The 17,941-nt window shown below is 50.2% G+C and carries 9 protein-coding genes; 3 read left to right on the top strand and 6 right to left on the bottom strand.

All coding sequences use genetic code 11. The features are described from left to right. Positions 1-13 precede the first annotated feature (13 nt). The 3 genes from BHW66_RS06245 to BHW66_RS06255 all read right to left on the bottom strand — a co-directional run bounded on the left by BHW66_RS06245 (position 14) and on the right by BHW66_RS06255 (position 5,543). Positions 14-2,725, bottom strand: coding sequence for a hypothetical protein (locus BHW66_RS06245; protein WP_237970295.1), 2,712 nt, complete (start codon positions 2,723-2,725; stop codon positions 14-16). Positions 2,726-2,805: 80 nt separating this feature from the next. Then, positions 2,806-4,872, bottom strand: coding sequence for a tetratricopeptide repeat protein (locus tag BHW66_RS06250; protein WP_286688962.1), 2,067 nt, complete (start codon positions 4,870-4,872; stop codon positions 2,806-2,808). 62 nt (positions 4,873-4,934) lie between these two features. Continuing rightward, a complete protein-coding gene (locus tag BHW66_RS06255; RefSeq protein ID WP_128154216.1) occupies positions 4,935-5,543 on the bottom strand; it encodes a hypothetical protein in 609 nt (202 codons plus the stop codon). Positions 5,544-6,083: 540 nt separating this feature from the next. On the opposite strand from BHW66_RS06255, the gene BHW66_RS06260 reads away from it, so the two are divergent. Continuing rightward, the gene (locus BHW66_RS06260) at positions 6,084-6,500 is read left to right on the top strand and encodes a hypothetical protein (RefSeq protein ID WP_102732793.1); all 417 of its coding nucleotides are present in this window, start codon (positions 6,084-6,086) and stop codon (positions 6,498-6,500) included. A gap of 43 nt (positions 6,501-6,543) precedes the next feature. Next, entirely contained in the window at positions 6,544-8,166 is a 1,623-nt protein-coding gene (locus tag BHW66_RS06265; RefSeq protein WP_102732794.1) for a serine/threonine-protein kinase, read from the top strand. Positions 8,167-8,220: 54 nt separating this feature from the next. On the opposite strand, the gene BHW66_RS06270 is transcribed toward BHW66_RS06265, so the two are convergent. The 3 genes from BHW66_RS06270 to BHW66_RS06280 all read right to left on the bottom strand — a co-directional run bounded on the left by BHW66_RS06270 (position 8,221) and on the right by BHW66_RS06280 (position 17,447). Next, positions 8,221-8,919 (bottom strand): SprT family zinc-dependent metalloprotease, encoded by a 699-nt coding sequence (locus BHW66_RS06270; protein ID WP_286688963.1) that lies wholly within the window; start codon positions 8,917-8,919, stop codon positions 8,221-8,223. Between the two features lie 29 nt (positions 8,920-8,948). Further along, the gene (locus tag BHW66_RS06275) at positions 8,949-10,364 is read right to left on the bottom strand and encodes a hypothetical protein (RefSeq protein ID WP_286688964.1); all 1,416 of its coding nucleotides are present in this window, start codon (positions 10,362-10,364) and stop codon (positions 8,949-8,951) included. 213 nt (positions 10,365-10,577) lie between these two features. Continuing rightward, positions 10,578-17,447, bottom strand: a complete 6,870-nt coding sequence (locus BHW66_RS06280; protein WP_161994294.1) for a DUF3320 domain-containing protein — start codon at positions 17,445-17,447, stop codon at positions 10,578-10,580. Between BHW66_RS06280 and BHW66_RS06285 the strand changes: the two genes are divergently transcribed. Further along, positions 17,421-17,891 (top strand): hypothetical protein, encoded by a 471-nt coding sequence (locus tag BHW66_RS06285; RefSeq protein WP_161994128.1) that lies wholly within the window; start codon positions 17,421-17,423, stop codon positions 17,889-17,891. The two genes, BHW66_RS06280 and BHW66_RS06285, sit on opposite strands and share 27 nt — an antisense overlap. The last annotated feature ends 50 nt before the right edge of the window (positions 17,892-17,941 follow it).

Genomic DNA, 17,941 nt, shown 5'->3' on the forward strand with positions numbered 1-17,941 from the left:
ATCCGTGATGCTGTTACAATTTTCTGCACAACCTGCAAAAAACTCCTAAAGGAATGACAATCAGGAGCCCCAGAAAAATCAACGGGAGAGCCATCCCGGAAAGCGGGCTACAATTCGTGTCCTCTGAAACAGGATCCGTATCTTCTGAAATGCCAAGTCTCCGATAAATATCTTCCGGGCGATCCATGGAACCACCCATAATGCGGCTTCTCGCTTCGATAATGTCCCTGGCTCGTTGCCTGCATGCCAGAGACAAATTAGGGTCATAGGTTTCTTGTGAAGTGCCTATCATTTTATCAACCTCTTCCGCCCATACCTCATCTCCCATTTCCATGACAGTAGGTAACGAAGGAAAGGCTCTGGACAAACTGGGGTGATAGGCTGTTCCCTGTCCTGTTTTATTCGAAAGAGCACGGTAGTGGGCCATGTTGGTCAGGTACTGACGCATGGCCGGGTCAATGGTTCCCTTGTCGGCGTAAGCTTTCTCGGCGGCCTTTGAGATCTCGACGGGGTCCGTGGACGTCTGAATGACGTTCCTGTTCTTCTCGTCAATTCCCTCCAAGGCTCGTGGGTCAGGAGAACCCAAGGTGCGATATATCATCCTGTTGGTGTCGGTATCGCTCATGTACTTGACGGGAGGTGTTGCAGGAGCCTCGGGCCTGTCCGGAACTGTTGGATGAGACAGTGTGGAAGGCGCTTTTACCGCATCCATGTTCTCTTCTGCTTCTTTTCGTATTTTGGGTAATGCTTTAATAGCAAGCTCATCACTTTGGGCTGCGGCTTTTTCCATCCAAAACAATGCCTGTTTTAAATCTTTTTGTGTTCCTTCTCCTTTGTAATAGAGAGAGGCTAATATAAATGAATCGCCTTGAACTCCTGCCGCCGCCGATCTTGAAAACCACTTGAAGGCTTTTTTATAGAAGACTGAATTACTTTCGGCAAGTCGATGATAAAACCAGGCTGTTCGTGATTTTAAAAAAGGATGCTCACACACGGCGCGGGATGGTTTGTATTCACGATTATCCGACATGAATTGATCCACGACGGATTTCCAAGAATTTTCATTTATTTTACCTTTACCGCGTTCATTCACCAATCTGTTTATTTCCGGATCAAATGCTTGGCGTAACCTATTGATTTCTTCCATTTTTTCATTAAACTTTCCATCTTTGACAGCCTTTAAGATAGGCAAAAAATCTTTCTTTTCCACCAGGCATCCATTCTCCAAAAGGATTTCAACTATGTCCGGCTTTTCAAACATGACGGCACATTGCAATAATGAAAGGTGATCCCTTTCCGGATATTTATAATTGATGTCTCCTTTCCCGGAATGAACAATCTTGTCAAACAAATCAACATCATCCCTCAAAATGCAATTCAGCATGAGTTCATAATAATCTCCTTTGGACAGATCTTCCACTCTAGCGGCCAGGACTTCCGCGTCCGCCGAACTGTTTTTCAACATGGCGACTAACTGTCTTTCCCGTTCTTCCTCCTGTTCACGGGCGATATGCTCTTTTCTCAGACGCTGTTCTTTTCTCGCTCTTGCTTGCTGAAATTTTTCTTCCTTGTTCTTCTCACGAGCTAACTGTTGTTCCCTTTCTTCCTGTTCACGGGCAATTTCTTCCTGCCGTCTGTCCTCTTTATCCCTGACTTCCTCAAACCGGCTTCTGAAATCTATCTCTCCATGATAGGACTCGGCTATCGCCGCAACGGCAAGAGCCAGACTCTCCGCGTCCTGAGGAATGGTCTTATACAAGGTGCAGGCCAGAGTATCGCTTTGCTTCAACGCCTGGAGAAGTTCCCTCTTTCCACTAATAAGAGCATGTTCCGCGTTCAGGATAATCTCTCTTGCCTGCTTACGGGCACGATTGGCCATATAGGAGTTAGGCTCTCCCGTCAATGGATTCGGCCTCATGTTATTCTCCGCCTGGCGTTCATATTGTTCCGCTTTGGCCTTGGCTCCAGCTTGCTGCTGCAAGGCCTTTTTGTAAGCAGACTGCGCGGTAAAAAGCCGTTTGATGGATTGAATGACCTGCTCCGCCTGATTCCGCCCTGCGGGATCCAAGGACTTTTTACTCTGCTCCAATCTTTTGACGACTGTCCTGGCCCCCTCGACACTCCCTCCGCTTATTTCCTTCAAGGAACCGTCCGCGTACGGTATCCGGGTTTTTTCTTCTCTTCCGGCAGACCTGGAATCCGTCCCAACAGTATTTTTATCTGCCTCTTTTCTCTTCTGTTCTTCTTGCAAGCATCGTTGGTTCCTCTTCTCCCTCTGTGCGGCCTGCTGTTGCTCATAGGTTAATTTTTCCATCCAGACGCCATTGACAAAACGCTTTCCGGAATCATAGTTGTCCTGGTATTCCTGCAATCGCTTCAGCCATGGATCGAGAATAGCTGAAGACTTCGGAAAGCGTTTCCGAAAAACGCCCATCTCATATTTCTGCTTGAGGAGCATCTCATATTGAACCGAATCAGAGAGTTCTGAAGGAAGGCCATTGGGAATATCAATGTACCAATAGAGATTCTCAGGCAGGTAAATATCTTTTCCCTTTACGTTGAATATCCCTTTGTTTCCACTCAGCTTTCTCCTGCTGTACGTTGCTATTTTGGCCATGGAGTCCTCATGGAAAGCTTGATCCTTCCAGGCGACGATACCGGCGCCTTCACATAATAAGGTCGAAAAAACTGATAATCCGATGATGTAAGAAAAAATGCATTTCATGATGTTGGTGGACGGAAGCTATGGAAGAAAATTCTTCATTTTTTACGTAAATTTTTCCTAAACAAAAACTCCTGTCTATTTTAGTTAGGATTACATTTTTTCTCCACACTTTGAATTTTGGAAGCCGGATGTTTTTCTAGAAGTTTATTCAATAAGTATTTTGCTTCCCCGTTTCCCAAATTGGCCGCTTTATTGTACCACTCAGCCGCCTTATCAAGGTTCTTGGCAACTCCATCACCCATTTCATAACAGTAGCCAAGATTAACTTGTGCTCTGGTAAATCCTTGCTCGGCTGCTTTCATGAGCCAGGTCACGGCGGATTTACGATCGCCGATACTTTGAAAAGTGTTCGCTATTTCAAATTGAGCTTCCGGATCTCCCAGGTTCGCAGCCCTGGCAAGATATTCCATGTATTTTTTATCGTCTGATTTGAGCCTGTAAATTGTAGCAAGGTAAAAATGCGCACGAACATGACCTTGAACCGCTGCTTTTTCGTACCACTCGGCAGCTTTGTCGTAATCTCTGGGGACGATACCGTAAGGCCTGTCAAATACGCGTTTGGGATCGGTTGAACCATCTCCTACTTCATAAAAATACCCCAAATTGACCATGGCACTGGAATTACCTTGCTCTGCCGATTTAAGCGTCCACTGAAAGGCAAGCTTCGGGTCTTTGGGAAAACCGTGAAGACCGAGCGTATAAAAATGACCGAGCGCATTTTGAGCAATGGCGTCTCCACCTTCTGCCGCTTTACGGTATAACTGAAGAAACATCTCCTCATTTCTGGGCTTATGGATGCCTTCTTCGTAAATTTGAGCCAAAATACATAGTGAGGCAGGGTTATTTTGAGAGGCTGCCTTTTCCCACCAGGAGATCGCCTTTTCCATATCCTTTTTCATGCCAAATGTTCCCTGAGCACAAAAAAGCCCCATGTAATGTTGTGCAGCCACTTCTCCTTGCTGCGCCGACAATTCAATCAATTTGATTCCTCTTTCCGGATCCTTTCCGATTCCATTTCCATCAATAAGGCATAAACCTAAACTGAATTGGGCTCTTTTCTCTCCCTGAGCGACGGCTTTTTCCCACCAGGATACGGCTTTTTTCATATTTTTTTCAACTCCCATGCCCGTGAAATACATACTACCGGCGCGTGACTGAGCTTCAGGAACCCTTTGACGAGCCGCCCGGAGTGTCCATTGTGCCCCCAGTTGCAGATCCTGGGGAATATTTCCTAACCCATATAAATATCCCATCCCGAGCAAGTTTTGGGCATACGCATCCTCTTGTTCCGCTGTTTTTGTAAGCCAGGAAATGGCAAGTTGAGGATTTTTCGGAATTCCTCCTTTCCCGTTAAGATAGTAAAGTGCCAAGGCATTCATGGCTTGGATATGACCCAATTCCGCCGCTTTCCGGTACAACTCGAAAGCCTGCCGTTCATTTTGTTCCACCATATTCCCCTGTTCATAACATTGGGCCAGAATATACAAGGCCTTGGGATGATTGAGATCGGCCGCTTTCTTCCACTGTGAAAAGGCTTTCTTCATATCATCATTCAAGGCGTAGGAATCACCCAGCCATAACAAGGCTTCCGTATCATTTTGTTCCGCCGCCTTTGAAATCCATTTCATGGCTTCATCGTGGTCTTTCCGGCATCCTTCTCCGGAAGAATAGAAGAAACCGGTCATAAACTGTGCACGAGGCAATCCCTGTTCGGCCGCTTTCAGGAACCATCCGAAGGCTTGTTCCATATTTCTTGTTCCTGAAGTTCCTTTAGCTTCCAGTAGCCCCATGTTGAATTGGGCGTTTGCAAATCCCTGCTGAGCCGATTTAAGGAACCATTTGCGAGCTTCGGCATCATCATGATCAACGCCAAGGGCTGTCGTATATGCTACTCCCAAATTGTATTGAGCCTTGGCATGCCCTTGTTCCGCCGCTTTTCGAAACCAGAGAGCAGCTTGCTTACCATTTTTGTCCGTTCCTGTACCGAAGGCATAGCATCTGCCCAATTGAAACTGGGATTCCATGTCTCCCTCTTCAGCCTGTTTCTTTAATACGTTAAAATCGGGTAACGGCTCCGTGTCGGATAACGCCGAAATGGGTAAGGTAAATGCAACAAGAATGTAGATAAAGATATGTGTCCAGTTCATTATTTTCATGTTGTGAAAGGTGAGTAACTATGATTATTATAGAGATAATGATTGCGGGGAGATTATTTACTCTTACCCCACAGCCATGCCAGAAAACCACCAATGGGTATAATACTCAAAAAACCGGGGCCTCCCGATGAGATTCCAACACACCCCCATACTAGGAGCGCTAAACATGTAACTCCTTTCCTGAAGGCTATTAAATCTCTATTTTTCCCAGCGGTTGACTCGTTCACTTGCTGATTCGAGATAAAATCTTCTTTTTTATAATAAGGTAAACATTCCTCTTCATCGTAGGTTTTTTTAATCCTTACGACTACATCAGTTCTTCCCTTGTAGAGCTTGGAAAGGACCTGTTCGCCTACGTCAGAGAGGAATACACTGTATCTTTCTCCAATCACATACAAAGGAAAGGGCTTATGATCCATTAGGTAGGAATAATGAAGGTTATGAAGGCATTCATTTGAAATTCTGTTTTCGTAGTCATGTTGCTCCTGTCCCTCGTTTTCAATTGCGGTTCTTCTCTGACTACGAGGAGAAATTAGAATCGGGTGAGATGGCTTACATCCTCTGCCCGTTTGTACGGACGATACCCTTGCCGCCGCAGTGGATGCAGGTGGTGTTGCCGAACTTGCCGCTGCCGTTGCAAGCGGGGCAAACTTTGACTCCATCTCTTTGTCGGCATGCGGTGTAGTCGTTGGCAGACGGGGAAGCATCCGGGGATGACAGACTTGCATGGGCTGCCGGAACACAGAGGAAAGCGGCTATCAAAGCCATGAGGGAGATGCAAAATGTTTTCATTGGTGGAGGGCTTTTGGGTGAGAGGTTAAATGAGGAATGAAACAGGCGGAACATGCGGTTTCTTGTTCTTTCGAGCCGGACGCAGCCTCTCTGCTTATCCCGATGACAAGCTCCAGGAGAACTTGCCGGAGAGAAAGGTTACGGGAGGCCATTCGTTTCAGAAGATACAATCTGGCTTCATCGCTTAGCTTCTCGATTAGCTCGGTGATATCGCACTGCATATTCGCCATACGGATATTTTTTATATCTATCCACCCCATTTTGTCAAATAGTATTATAGCTATTATGGAAAAATAGATATTTTTCAGAGAGCTTTGTTATCACTCATTCACCTTCTTCTAACGATGGTTTTTCCGGCATTCGCCTCTTGGGAATTGACGCGCAATAGCGGAAAAGCTAGTATCACGAATATGAGTTCAGATTCCAAACCGCAGATGGAGTTGAAAGCCGACGTCAAGCGTTGGCTCAAGGCCCGTGGGCTGGACTACAAGTGGTTGGCTGAGCAATGCTTCGTCAGTGAAGTGACCGTCTACAACTGGATGGCCAAGAAAAAGATTCCGGAGGTCAAGGAACACATCATCCGTTCCCTGATGACGGAGATGCCCGTGACTCTTCCGTCCGTGAAGGTGGAAACGGAGTCCCGCGTGATCCTTCAACTGCCGCCGGATGTCCAGGCGGCTCTGGAGTGCAAGGCCCTCGACAGCAAGATGACGCTGACCGATTTTCTGTCGACAAAAATCAATGAGATTGTTCGCGAAGGGACTCCCGCCTCTCCTTCCCTGGTCGATGAAATCGAACGCGAGGAATTTTCGAAAGACAAGGATTGATTTTTTCCGTACTGCCGGGGCATGATCGAATCATTCATCCGCCATGCATGAAGCCCCCGTTTTCCTTCCTCCCGGTCAAAAAGTTGGTCCTTACGCCATTGAGCGCGTCCTCGGCCACGGGGCGAACGGTATCGCATATCTGGCCCATGACAGAACGCTGGACAGAAAGGTCGTCCTCAAGGAACATTATCCCCAGGGGCTTTGTCGCAGAGATTCAGAGACTCACCTTCTGGTTCCGCTGAACGAAGAAGTAGCTCATACCTTTACCGATTCTGTTGACCAGTTCATCAGAGAAGCCCGCTTGATCGCTTCTCTGGAGCACCCCTCCATCATCAGGATTCATCGGGTATTCAGCCTTTCGCCCACCACCTGTTTTTATGTGATGCCTCTTCTTGAGGGCGGAACCCTGCGGGAGGTCATCCACTCAGGCAAACGCATTCCTCCACGCACCCTCCTCTCATGGCTTCAGACTCTGGTTTCGGCCCTCGATTGTCTGAATCAACATCACATCGTCCATCTGGATATCAAGCCGGGCAATATCCTCTTTACCGGGGAAGGCCAACCCGTTCTGGCCGATTTCGGCACCGCTTCTCTGCGCCCTCCTCATGGCACAGTCAATATCCTGGCTCATTCCGCATACTCGGCTCCGGAATTGTTCACGGAAGACGCCGCACCCGACATCCGGGCGGATCAATACTCCCTGGCAGCGTGCTTTTATGAACTGATGACCTCCTATCCCTGGAACACCATGTCCGGAAAGGTCTGTGAAGCACATGCGGGAGAGTTATTGGTATCACTGGCCCAAAAAGAGAAATCCCTGAGATGCGTAAGCTGTCTTCTTGTTCAAAACCTCTCCCTGAAGAGGGAGGAACGGTCTCTTTCTCCAGAAGCGTGGCTGACCGGGATGAATCATGCCCTTCGCAGTGATCGGAGGCGAAGACTCCGGAGCAGAATTGTGACAATAGCCGCCGTGATGCTCGTCACAGGGGGAACGCTTACCTGGGGACTTTATGAGACAGGCGTTTTGACGCAAGAGATCAGGAAAACTCCTGAAGATCTTCTTGTCGAAGAACTGCTTCAAAATCCGGAAATCGCGGCATTCAACCGGGAATCCCGGGAATTTCATGATTATTATAGCTGCATGTTCCTCAATCTGGCCAACAAGAAGGAAACTTCCGTCCGGAAGATGCTGGAAACCATCAACGCCGCCAGAAACGCTGAAGATCTGGAACAAATCAGACAGGTATGGCGCAAGCAGCAACAGTTTGACAACATGACCCTGCTGGCGGCGGAACGCGTGTATGCCATCAAGGGAAAAGGTCTTGCCCAGCAATATAAACATCTGACTTCACCCGCATGGTTCCGGAGCTGGAAGCAGAATCATCCCGGTTCCTGTTCCGACGATGTCCTCCCGCCGTCATCCCCTCAGCTCCTGCCAAGGATATTCCCCCATCCCCTCCACAATCCTTCCTACATCAGTGAAAGCCGCCTCCGCATCAACGCCGCTTCCAACAACGTCACTCACGCTCTGGAGAAAAAGGCACAGGAATTCGGTATTTACAAAACCTCTTATCCGGACGGAACTCCCCGCAATCCGAAAATTTCAGATAAGACGGATTTGGGATCTCCGGTTCAGAACAATGAATCTTTCAAATTAACGAGGTAAAAAGACAAAAAGCTTCCAATCTTCATTCAACGGGCATTCTGGAAAAGGCTCCATTTATTTGGTCATCCCCTCCCAAACCTCTTCGTCCAGCGGAGCCTGGTTTAAGACATCCTTCAAATGTTCCCACGTGGGCATGTGAGCTGCCAGAAGAGCCTTGAATCGGGGGGTGTGGTTCTCTTCAAAGAAATGAATCAGTTCGTGCAAAACGACGTATTCGATGCATAAAGACGGCTTTTTGATCAGGTCCATATTGAGCTGGATGCGATGAGCATCCGGAGCACAGGAACCCCACTTCGTCTTCATTTTGCGAATCGTGAATACTGGTACCGTCAATTCGAGGCGTTTGCACCATTTGGCAAGCAAGGGAGTTACCATTTCCCGCAGCTGACGACGATACCACGCATGCAGGAGTTCTTCCCGATTGCCGGCGGGTGTATCGGCATAAACGTTCATCATAAGGGATTTTCCCTTCCGCTCCATACTGTAGGGGCTCCCCGGACGGATATAAACTACTTTCAATCGATAGCGGCGGCCCAGAAAATAATGCGTTTCCCCCGATTCATACGTGCGCCGGCTCTGACGCTCCTGATCCTCGAATTCCCTGCGCCGGTCATGAATCCAGCTCAATCTCTGTACCGCAGCCAGCCGCACAGCTTCCTCATCCATGGCCAAAGGGGCGGTGATCACGACTTCACCGGCTGGCGGGCAGACCGCCAGCCTAAGGTGCTTGACCCCCTTTCTCACGATACGCATGTTGACGTTCCCTACCTTCATGGTTTGCCCTAATACTGCTTCGCCAGATTGAAAATCTTTTCAATCGCTTCGTCATTGATATCGAGACCGAATTCGTCCGCCAGCTCTTCCAGGCCTTCCTGAATCAGAAATCTGGCTTCCCGATAACGTAATGAAAGAGGGTCTTGAAATCCCGCCTGCATCTCGGCACACTTTCTGTCCATTACCAGAGCGAATTGCTCCGGGAACCGTTCCGCATGTCTGCGTGGAACAGGAGCATTGTCGTATAAGGCCTTGAGTCGTGGTGTATTGATCGATTGCGCGCGAGGTTTTTCTCCGTACTTTATCTTTTTTGCAAGATCCACCACCTTCTCCAGAAAATCCTTGTATTCGACAATTCCTTTTTTGTGGTCTTCCAACAGCCTGACCAGCAGTGTTCCCATGCTGTCGTAGAATCTGGGGTTGAGCGATCGTTTTTCCGTAATTTCCTTTTTCAGGTTATTGCTGATGCTTTCCGCTGCGTGTTTGCCCGTTTTCCGCTCGGTGTCGCGGATGATTTCTTCCGTCCGGTTGACCAGCAGTTCCACCATTCCCATATCCTCCAGCGTGGAAACACTCTCCGCATCCGATGCATGGACGTAGGTATCGATCAGATTGCGCATTTCCGCCTCATACATTTTCATATCGATGTAGTCTCCGCTTGCCAGTTTGACGGCGTCCCTGGCATTGGCAAAGAGCTCAACCTCCTTCCGGATCAGGACAATCTGCTCTTTGCTGTACCCGGCCAAATCAAGTTCATCGCAAACTTTGGCATAGGCTCGCATCAAAGCCGCTGTTCCCCTATAGAGTTCGACGCGCTGCCGCTGATGTTTCTCCAGGTTTTCACCCATACAGAAATAATCCAGATATTCATCCAGGCCCTTCGGCTCCTCGACGGGTTCGCAAAGAGCGCGCAGACGGTCGAGCCGCTGCGCCAGCAGTTTGTTGGCTTCTGTGAGCCGATCCTTGAGCAATCCCTGCACATCAGCGGATTCATAATTCTCGAAGGCTTCCCCCGTGAAGGACTTGACAGCTTTTCCCAGGCTTAAAAAGAGATCCTTGTAGTCGACGATATAACCGAACTCCTTGCTCTCGCCGTCAAGCCGATTGACACGGCAGATCGCCTGAAAGAGACCGTGATCCTGCATTTTTTTGTCGATATACAAATAAGTGGCTGGAGGAGCGTCAAACCCCGTCAGCAACTTGTCGACCACGATCAGCAGTTTCATGCGCCCCGGCTCCCTGATGAACATCTCCTTCACCTTGCTCTCAAACTTCTCGCAGGAGGCAACACTTGCCGATTGAAAGCCGAAATCCTGCAACATTCGTCGACAGGTCTCATATTTGAACATCTCCTCGGACTGCTGCGCCGCTCCCATTCCGGCTGTTCTTGCAGCTTCGTTGGAAGCGATATACGAGCTGACCACGGCACACTTGCCTCTTAACTCCGTCCATTGAAAAACCTCGTAAAACCGGAACGCTTGATTCTAATGCAAAAAAATAGAGTCAAAATAGAGATTACCTATGTAACACTATGGGAAATGCATCCTGATGCGTAAAGACGTTTGGAGGAGGAGGATGGCTGTGAGTCGAGTCATGAGAGAGCAATCAGATATGCAAATATGACGAATTCGCGATTTTTAGTTACGATCACCGTTGTGGTGTTGGACAGACAGTCGGATCACAGCTTCGAGGCGCGTCCTAGCGCCGGCGGCTAGACGTCGGATTCCAAAGGTTCTTGCAAGCTCAAGAGGAACATCCTGCACCGGGGTAGACGGCAGTGCGGCTTTAAGCTCTTCGAATGCAATTTCCTCAATCTTTCTGGTGCTTTCCTCTGATGTCGGAATTCTGAATTTGACCCAACGATCAGGCAAGCCGTCGTCGCGCCAGACGAAGGAGCCGCCGACCTGATCCGGCTTGATGTGAAAATACCGCTTTGCGATTTCAAGAACGCGCTTATGAATCACGTTTCCACTTCGTTGGAATCCATGTGCTCGTGCAATTCGATTAACCAGTAAGCTGTCGAGAATAGGACCTTCCTTCTCGACGATGTGCCCGATCAACTCCATGAGTATGGGGTCGTAGTCCGAATCATAAAATCTTAGAGGTGACATCTTTGACAAAAATGACGTGAGATCTGTCACTTCGTAGAAGGAAGATTTCGGCGCTTCAGATGGTGTAACGGTTGGTCTGTGGTCGGATGTTTCAGAGCTGATGGGATCTTCACGAACCGTTAGCGTAGAAGATGAATTTCCGGCAACAAATCTCGGCGTCTCTTCGTCGGCAAGTTCAAGTTCTCTGGCATTTTCGGCTGCTGAGATGGCAGTAAGCAGCTTTTCCATTTCCGAATTTGCGTTGTGCCACCAGTCGGTGGACCAAATCCGGTGGAGCGTCCAACCCAGCCCCTCCAAAACCGCCTGTCGCAGTTTATCTCGATCCCTTGCCGTTGCAGCGCGGTGATAGGTGGCACCATCACACTCCACACCCAGCAGATATCTACCCGGTGATTTTGAATCCACGACGGCAAGGTCGATCCGATAGCCGGAACATCCGACTTGGTGATGGACATCGTAACCCGCAGACCGAATCCTATCCGCCACCATGCGTTCAAATTCCGAATCGGCCTCGGCGTTGGTGGGGATACTGGTTGCGGCAATCAGGGCACGAGGTCCGCGTTCGGCATATTCAAGAAAGTATTTCAAATCTTTGGAACCTCGTGCACGCGTCCGGGTAAGATCGATTTGATCTCCTCGCAATCCGCTGAAAACAAACATCTCATGCTTGGCTCGGGTTACTGCCACATTTAGGCGGCGCTCGCCACCATCACGGTTTAACGGACCGAAATTCATTGAGAGTTTACCGGCTTCGTCCAAACCGTAGCAGATTGAGAAAAAGATCACGTCGCGTTCGTCGCCTTGAACGTTTTCCAGATTTTTCACAAACACCGGCTCGCCTTCCACTGGCGGTTCATCGCCAAAATGAGGCTCAATCTCAGGATACTTGCGACGCTCTTCATCCAGAAGGTTCTGAATCAACACTTGCTGAGCCTGACTGAAGGTGATGACTCCATATGAGCGGGGCGGTAGGGAAGGATTCCGGAGGCGTGAAACCAACTCCTGCACCAATGCCTCCGCCTCCTGCCGGTTCGTGCGAGATTTACCCTTGTCGTACCGGGCATTCGGAAGGTGCCGGAAATGTACGCCCTCGTTCTCGATCTCAGGAGAGGGGAACGTCAGGAGGTCATTTTCATAATATTGCCGGTTGCTAAAGGTAATGAGCCCCTCGTGCCGGCTGCGGTAGTGCCATTGCAAACGCTTATGGCGCAGTCCGTGGGTCATTAGTTCATCGAGGATGCTTTCAAGATCCTTGTGCTCCTCGGGAGTCAAATCATCCTCGTCATCCATATTGGTGGAGAAGAAGTTCGTCGGCGGGAGTTGCTTGGGATCACCAACAACAATTAGCTGCTTGCCTCGGGCAATGGCTCCGACTGCATCCCAGACTGGAATTTGTGATGCTTCGTCGAAAATCACGACATCGAAGGGCTCGTGGGATGCTTCGAGATATTGAGCCACAGAAAGCGGACTCATCAGTACACAGGGTTTCAAGCGGGGCAGCAAGGTAGGAATGTGCCCAATCAACTGCCGCACGGGGATATGGCGCATGCGTTTACCGATTTCCTTTCTCAACAAACCAATTTCCGCCTTGGGAATGTCGTCCATTCCATCCTCCCTTGGAATGCCGGCTGCAAGCCGAGCCCGGATCAAATCCTTGGAAAGATTGGCGAGATGTTCGTCCAGTTCCCGGAAACATTCGATTCGTTTGTTGTGTTCATTACCAAAAAACTCCCGGAGAGCGGATTCCTTCTCGATGATTGCGAAAAGTAGTCCGCGCCGGAAGCTCCGTTCGAATAATCCTAAGACCTCGACGTCTGTTCCTTCCGCAGATTCCAGCTTCTCAACCAAGGGCGTTAATCCGAGGCGAATCGCTTCTTGACGGACTTTTTGCCACAAACACCATTCCCGTATTTTCGGCCATCCGCTGGCAACGCGCTCAGTTAGGGCAAATGTAGCAGCCAGGTAATCGGAAGCCTGATTGAGTTCTTCCCGCCTAAGATGAAGTTCTTGACCGTATCGGTTCAAGTTCTCATTGAAGGCTGACCATTGCTCCCGGAAGCGCGCCATACGCACGCCTATGGCCGTGTCTGCCGCATAGAATGTCGGGCCTTCCGAGAAGAGGCGAGCAAGAAGCTGCCGAAAGGAATTGAGCCAGTCGAAATTCTCACCTGCAAATGCGACCATTCGGGCATGAAGGGTTTTACCCCAAACTTGTGCCTTGGTGACCGCCTGTGCATCTGGTTCCCCCTTCTTCCAAAGCACACCGAGGCACTCCTGAGCGGTGGATGCTGCCTGAGAAAACGCTGAATTAATTTCGCGAAGTCGGGGCGCAGCTTGTAGGAATGTTTGCAACATCGTGGATACTGCCGGCAAATAATCAGGTGCCTCCTCAAGCGGGACTCGATTCCATGCGCCCGCTGTCGCAAATGATTCGAATGTAATATCAAATGCTTTGAATGCATCCTGCATGGCAGTCAACAGGTTGCCGGTCGGCATTCCTGCGGCAAATGCCAAGGGGCCGGATTGGAAATGTTCAACCAGTAGGTTTTGTATTGAAGAGCTCCAGGCGGCATCGGCCCCGGTCAATTTGCTCATACGCTGATGCAAGGTTTCTCCCCATGACCGTATTCGCTCCATTTGTTCGATATCTGGCTCGCCTCCTCTCCAGCTTTTTCCTAACATCGCTTCAGCAATTGTGTAGATGGAGGCAAGTTCCTCATTGATATCGTGCAGGCGAATCGCAGAAAGAATCACATTGCCTATTTCCGATTTATCGAGTTCGATCTTGCCGGACAAGGCTTTTCTGAGATTGCTGCGGACTAAAGCGGTATTCAGCACTTTCGGGAGGAACCATGTTGACTGTGCCTTTTGCCATTTCTGTTGGAGCCGGTTTAGATCAAGAGCCAAGAGTTTTGTTTCCTCGTAACCGTCAAGTTTAGCCCGAATACCAGATCGTTCGCGCACCAGGGAAATCCAGTGGTCGAGCGAGGGCGACCAAGTCTCCCAGGAAATCTTTGCAAAGTCAGTGCCGACTTCATATGTATCCAGCAGGCTTTCGGCCCATGCGACCAGATTAATTAGTTGTTCACGCGTGATTTGCATCGCTGGGGCTTGAAGCCATCTAAGCATGTTGTCTGTCGCATTTGCCGCCGATTTCAGCAAGTCTTCAAGTTCCCGTCCCTTTTGGAAAAGCTTCTCTGCTGCCTCCTGAGTGTCTCCTTCACACTGAACTGTCACGGTTCCGGCAGGACGGGCAATATACAGTGGAGCCAAAGTTGCACGGAGTTCACTCCGTTCCTTCGCCAATGCGATCCAATAGTTCAGATCTGCCGAAAGTCGAGACCATGGGCTTGTTGCGAATGCTGGCCCCACGGGTTCGGGCGAGAGCAACGATTCCAACAGTGAATCGAGGCGGCACAGACCATCCTGCGACAGAACACAGTCAAACTGCATCCATTCCAGCAAGTCTCGGGATGCTAGGGAAACCTCTTGGCACCTTCCGGCGAACTCTGTGTTTAGATCCAATGTCCTTTCTGCCCATCCAGGCGCCCACTCTTCGCATGCAAGTGGTGCAAGAGTATGATTCGCCAGCGGCATTAGCGGACGCGAGCGATCCTGCATGAGCTTCGCCACTTCCCGGGCACGTCCAAGCATTTCGGGCGTAGTTTCGAGAATGGCCTCCCAGCCATCCATTTTCACGACAGGCTCGTCCTTGCGCACCAGCAGATAATCAAGACATTGGTGAGCACTGAGGCCACAAGGAGTGCGTCGGTGGAGGGCGCGGGTGTAAGAATTCAATGCAGTTCGCACTCGTTCGAGATCCGAGGCTTGATGCTCCCAGTCCGTGGTCTCAAGGTCTTCGGCGAATTTCAAGCTGCGGTTGAACTGGGCAAGCACGTCCGCCTTCCCGGTCTTGTTGGAATGTAACTCAAGACAGAACGGTTCGAGTCCGTCTTCGCGCAGGCGTCGATGTACCACATCGAGCGCGGCCCGCTTCTCCGCGACGAAGAGTACGCGTTTTCCGACCGCGAGGCAGTGCGCAATGATGTTGGTAATGGTCTGTGACTTGCCAGTGCCGGGTGGGCCTTCGAGTACGAAATCGTGCCCGTCCGCCGCAGCCATTACCGCTGCGAGCTGGGACGAATCCGCGCTACGGGGGCAGAACACGTCGCGTGGATGGAACCGGTCGTCCAACTCGTGGGCACGGATGTCCACCGAGGGATTCGGAATCGGCGTGCCTGCCTGGTGGATAAGGTGGTTGACTATCCTGTTCTTGGTGAGGTCTTCCAGGCGGTCGGAGAGGTCTTTCCAAAGCAGGAATTTGGTGAAGGAGAATTGGCTCAGCCAGACTTCCGGCTTCACTTCCCAGCCAGCAAGATCGCGCACGGAATCACGGAAGAGCCGAAGAACGTGATTCACATTCACTCCGCACTCATCCTCTGGCAATGGATCAAGTCCGGGAACTTCCTTTTGAAAGTTTTGCCGAAGCATCTCCATTAGCGTGACATTGATTCGTGTCTCCTCATCAATCCGGCGAAGGGTGAAGCCTTCGAGGACAGATTTGCGTTTCAGTTCCACCGGCACCAACAACAGGGGGGCTCGATGGATGCGATCACTGTGCTGTGTCTCACGCCACTCCAAGATGCCAACTGCGGCGAAAAGGGTGTTCGCCCCTTTCTCGTCCAGCGCATTCCGAGCCGAACGGAAGAGTTCCGTTAGACGCTGGGCGTGTTCGCTTTCATCCATATGCGTGTGCAAACGCCCCTGGCGAAGCTCATCCTGCAAATAATCCTTCACGGCATCGGCGCGTTGCTCCTTGGTGAAGGTTGCTGCATTGCGCGGATCCTCCTCGCTCATCACCTTCGGCTTCGGCCGCAGGGACAACTCGCGCTCCGCAGCGAGCGCGTCCTCCACATACTCAGGTTCGGAAAGAATGCGGATGGTCGATTTCGTTTCTCGGAAATTCAGAAGGCGGTTGCGTAAGCTGAGGTCTAGCAGACGGCTTTTCCAAAGGTCAATCCTATTGACGGGCTTCGCAGGGCCACCGTCAGGGATGGGGATATCGTCGGGAAATTCACGTGAACCAAGTCCGCTCGAAGCTCCACTCGTGGGTGACGCACCTGGTGTACCCGGAATGGTGAGTACCTGACCTGGCATCAGAAGCGGCAAAATCCTCGCGGACCGCGATGCATGGACATCGAGAGCAAGTCGGAATGGCTTCTCGGTTATGAGATGCGGCTTGGCGAGCCGCTCGGCATCTTCGAGTGTGCCCGGTTGGTCGTTGGTCACGGTGGTCGTCTCGAAGACAGCGATCAAGTCGTCCGCCTCGAATTTTCTGACCTGTTGCAAATCATCACCTGCAGGTTCCGGAAGACTCCGTGCCTCAAGCCAACAACCGGCATAGGCGTGACCATCGTGAATGAACACGAAAGGTCTCAATCCAGACTGCTCGCAACAGGCGGCAAAGAGCAGAGCCAGATCAAGGCAAGTGCCAAAGCGCTGGCTGACGATTTCCGATGGAAAACGAACCTTCTGCCCGCTGGTTTCAAAGCTTGCAGGAGGATTGATGTAACGGATGCCTAGCTCACCAATGGCTTTGTATATCGAGGCAACCTGTTCCCATGCTCTCTTGCGGCTCTTATCCTGATACCCATTTAGCCCGGAACGGCCCGTGGCTTCCTTTAACACATCGGATGCCCGGCTTAGAATAGTCATCACCACCGGGTCGTTTGGTAGCACGAAGGCAGCCAGAATTTCCGGCAAAGCTACCAGCCCACACCACTCATTTCGGGCAAGAAGTGTAATTGGCTCCGTGATCGACTGAACGACCTCATGGCCGTCCAGCATCTCCACCTTCAACCATCCGGCAACCTTTTCGTTCAGTTCGGCGAGGAAATCGTGACTCAATTTCAGATTCAGATTCGGCGGCGAGACCCTGAATTCACCGGCAGGTTCGATGGATTGAAGTCGAATTTCGGCGGACGGCGCGAAGGCGGGTTCGGTCGTCAACCGCAACACCAGGTTCTTCCTCGCCACGCCGTTGTTCTGCAAGCGCAACTCCTTCACCACCGGAATCGCGTTCTGTTGGAACGCGTAGTTGATCGAATGGTCGTAGATGAGAGTGAGATGGGGTTGAGGTAGGACGAGTGAAACAGTCGAGGACCACTCCGCCAACGTTTCTGCACCCTTCTTCAATTTTAGGAGAATTGTACCATCGCGTTGCTCGGGAAGCTTGAGAAAAAATTCCGTTTTCAGATCCACTACAATTTCTCCAAGCGACTGTGTGGAATGCGCCGGTAGCGATAAAATTGGCAAAGTCCTCGTTGCAAAGAATGTGGGCTCGCACGAAACATCCAACACAAGTTCCTCATGCAACTGCTCCCCTTTATTCACCACGCTCAGCGCGCCGCAGAGCCGGAAAGATGTTTGATTAATGGTAAACTCGCATATTGTGGAGAGGGGATCGTCGAATTGGAAGCTTATAGCTGGATGATTGGGCATACGTCATTAAAAAAGCAAACTGTTCTTATTGCTTGGCCTTTCGTGCTGCACTGCCCACATTCAGTGAGCAAGAGCTTCGATGGACGATCTGAAGCCAAGACATTTCCACAATCTGGAATTAAGGAGTTGACAAATAGTGTTCAATTTGATCTTTTAAATCAAGGCGAATTCGGTCTTCTTGAAAAGAAATCTTCTGACAAACACTATACATTGCTTGATGTTGCCCTCGTCGCGACTCCTGTAAGGCCTTGCGAAGAAGGAGCAGATGGCAAAGTATTGATTACTTTGCTGGTGTCCGGGGTTCTGTTTGCCATCGTCATAAGTGATTGTTTTGAGTAGCCCTGGAGTTGTAAGGGAGACCATGATTTAACGAATGTCCAGCCCATCTC

This window comes from Akkermansia sp. 54_46 (genome assembly GCF_001917295.1).
Classification (GTDB): Bacteria; Verrucomicrobiota; Verrucomicrobiia; order Verrucomicrobiales; family Akkermansiaceae; genus Akkermansia; species Akkermansia muciniphila.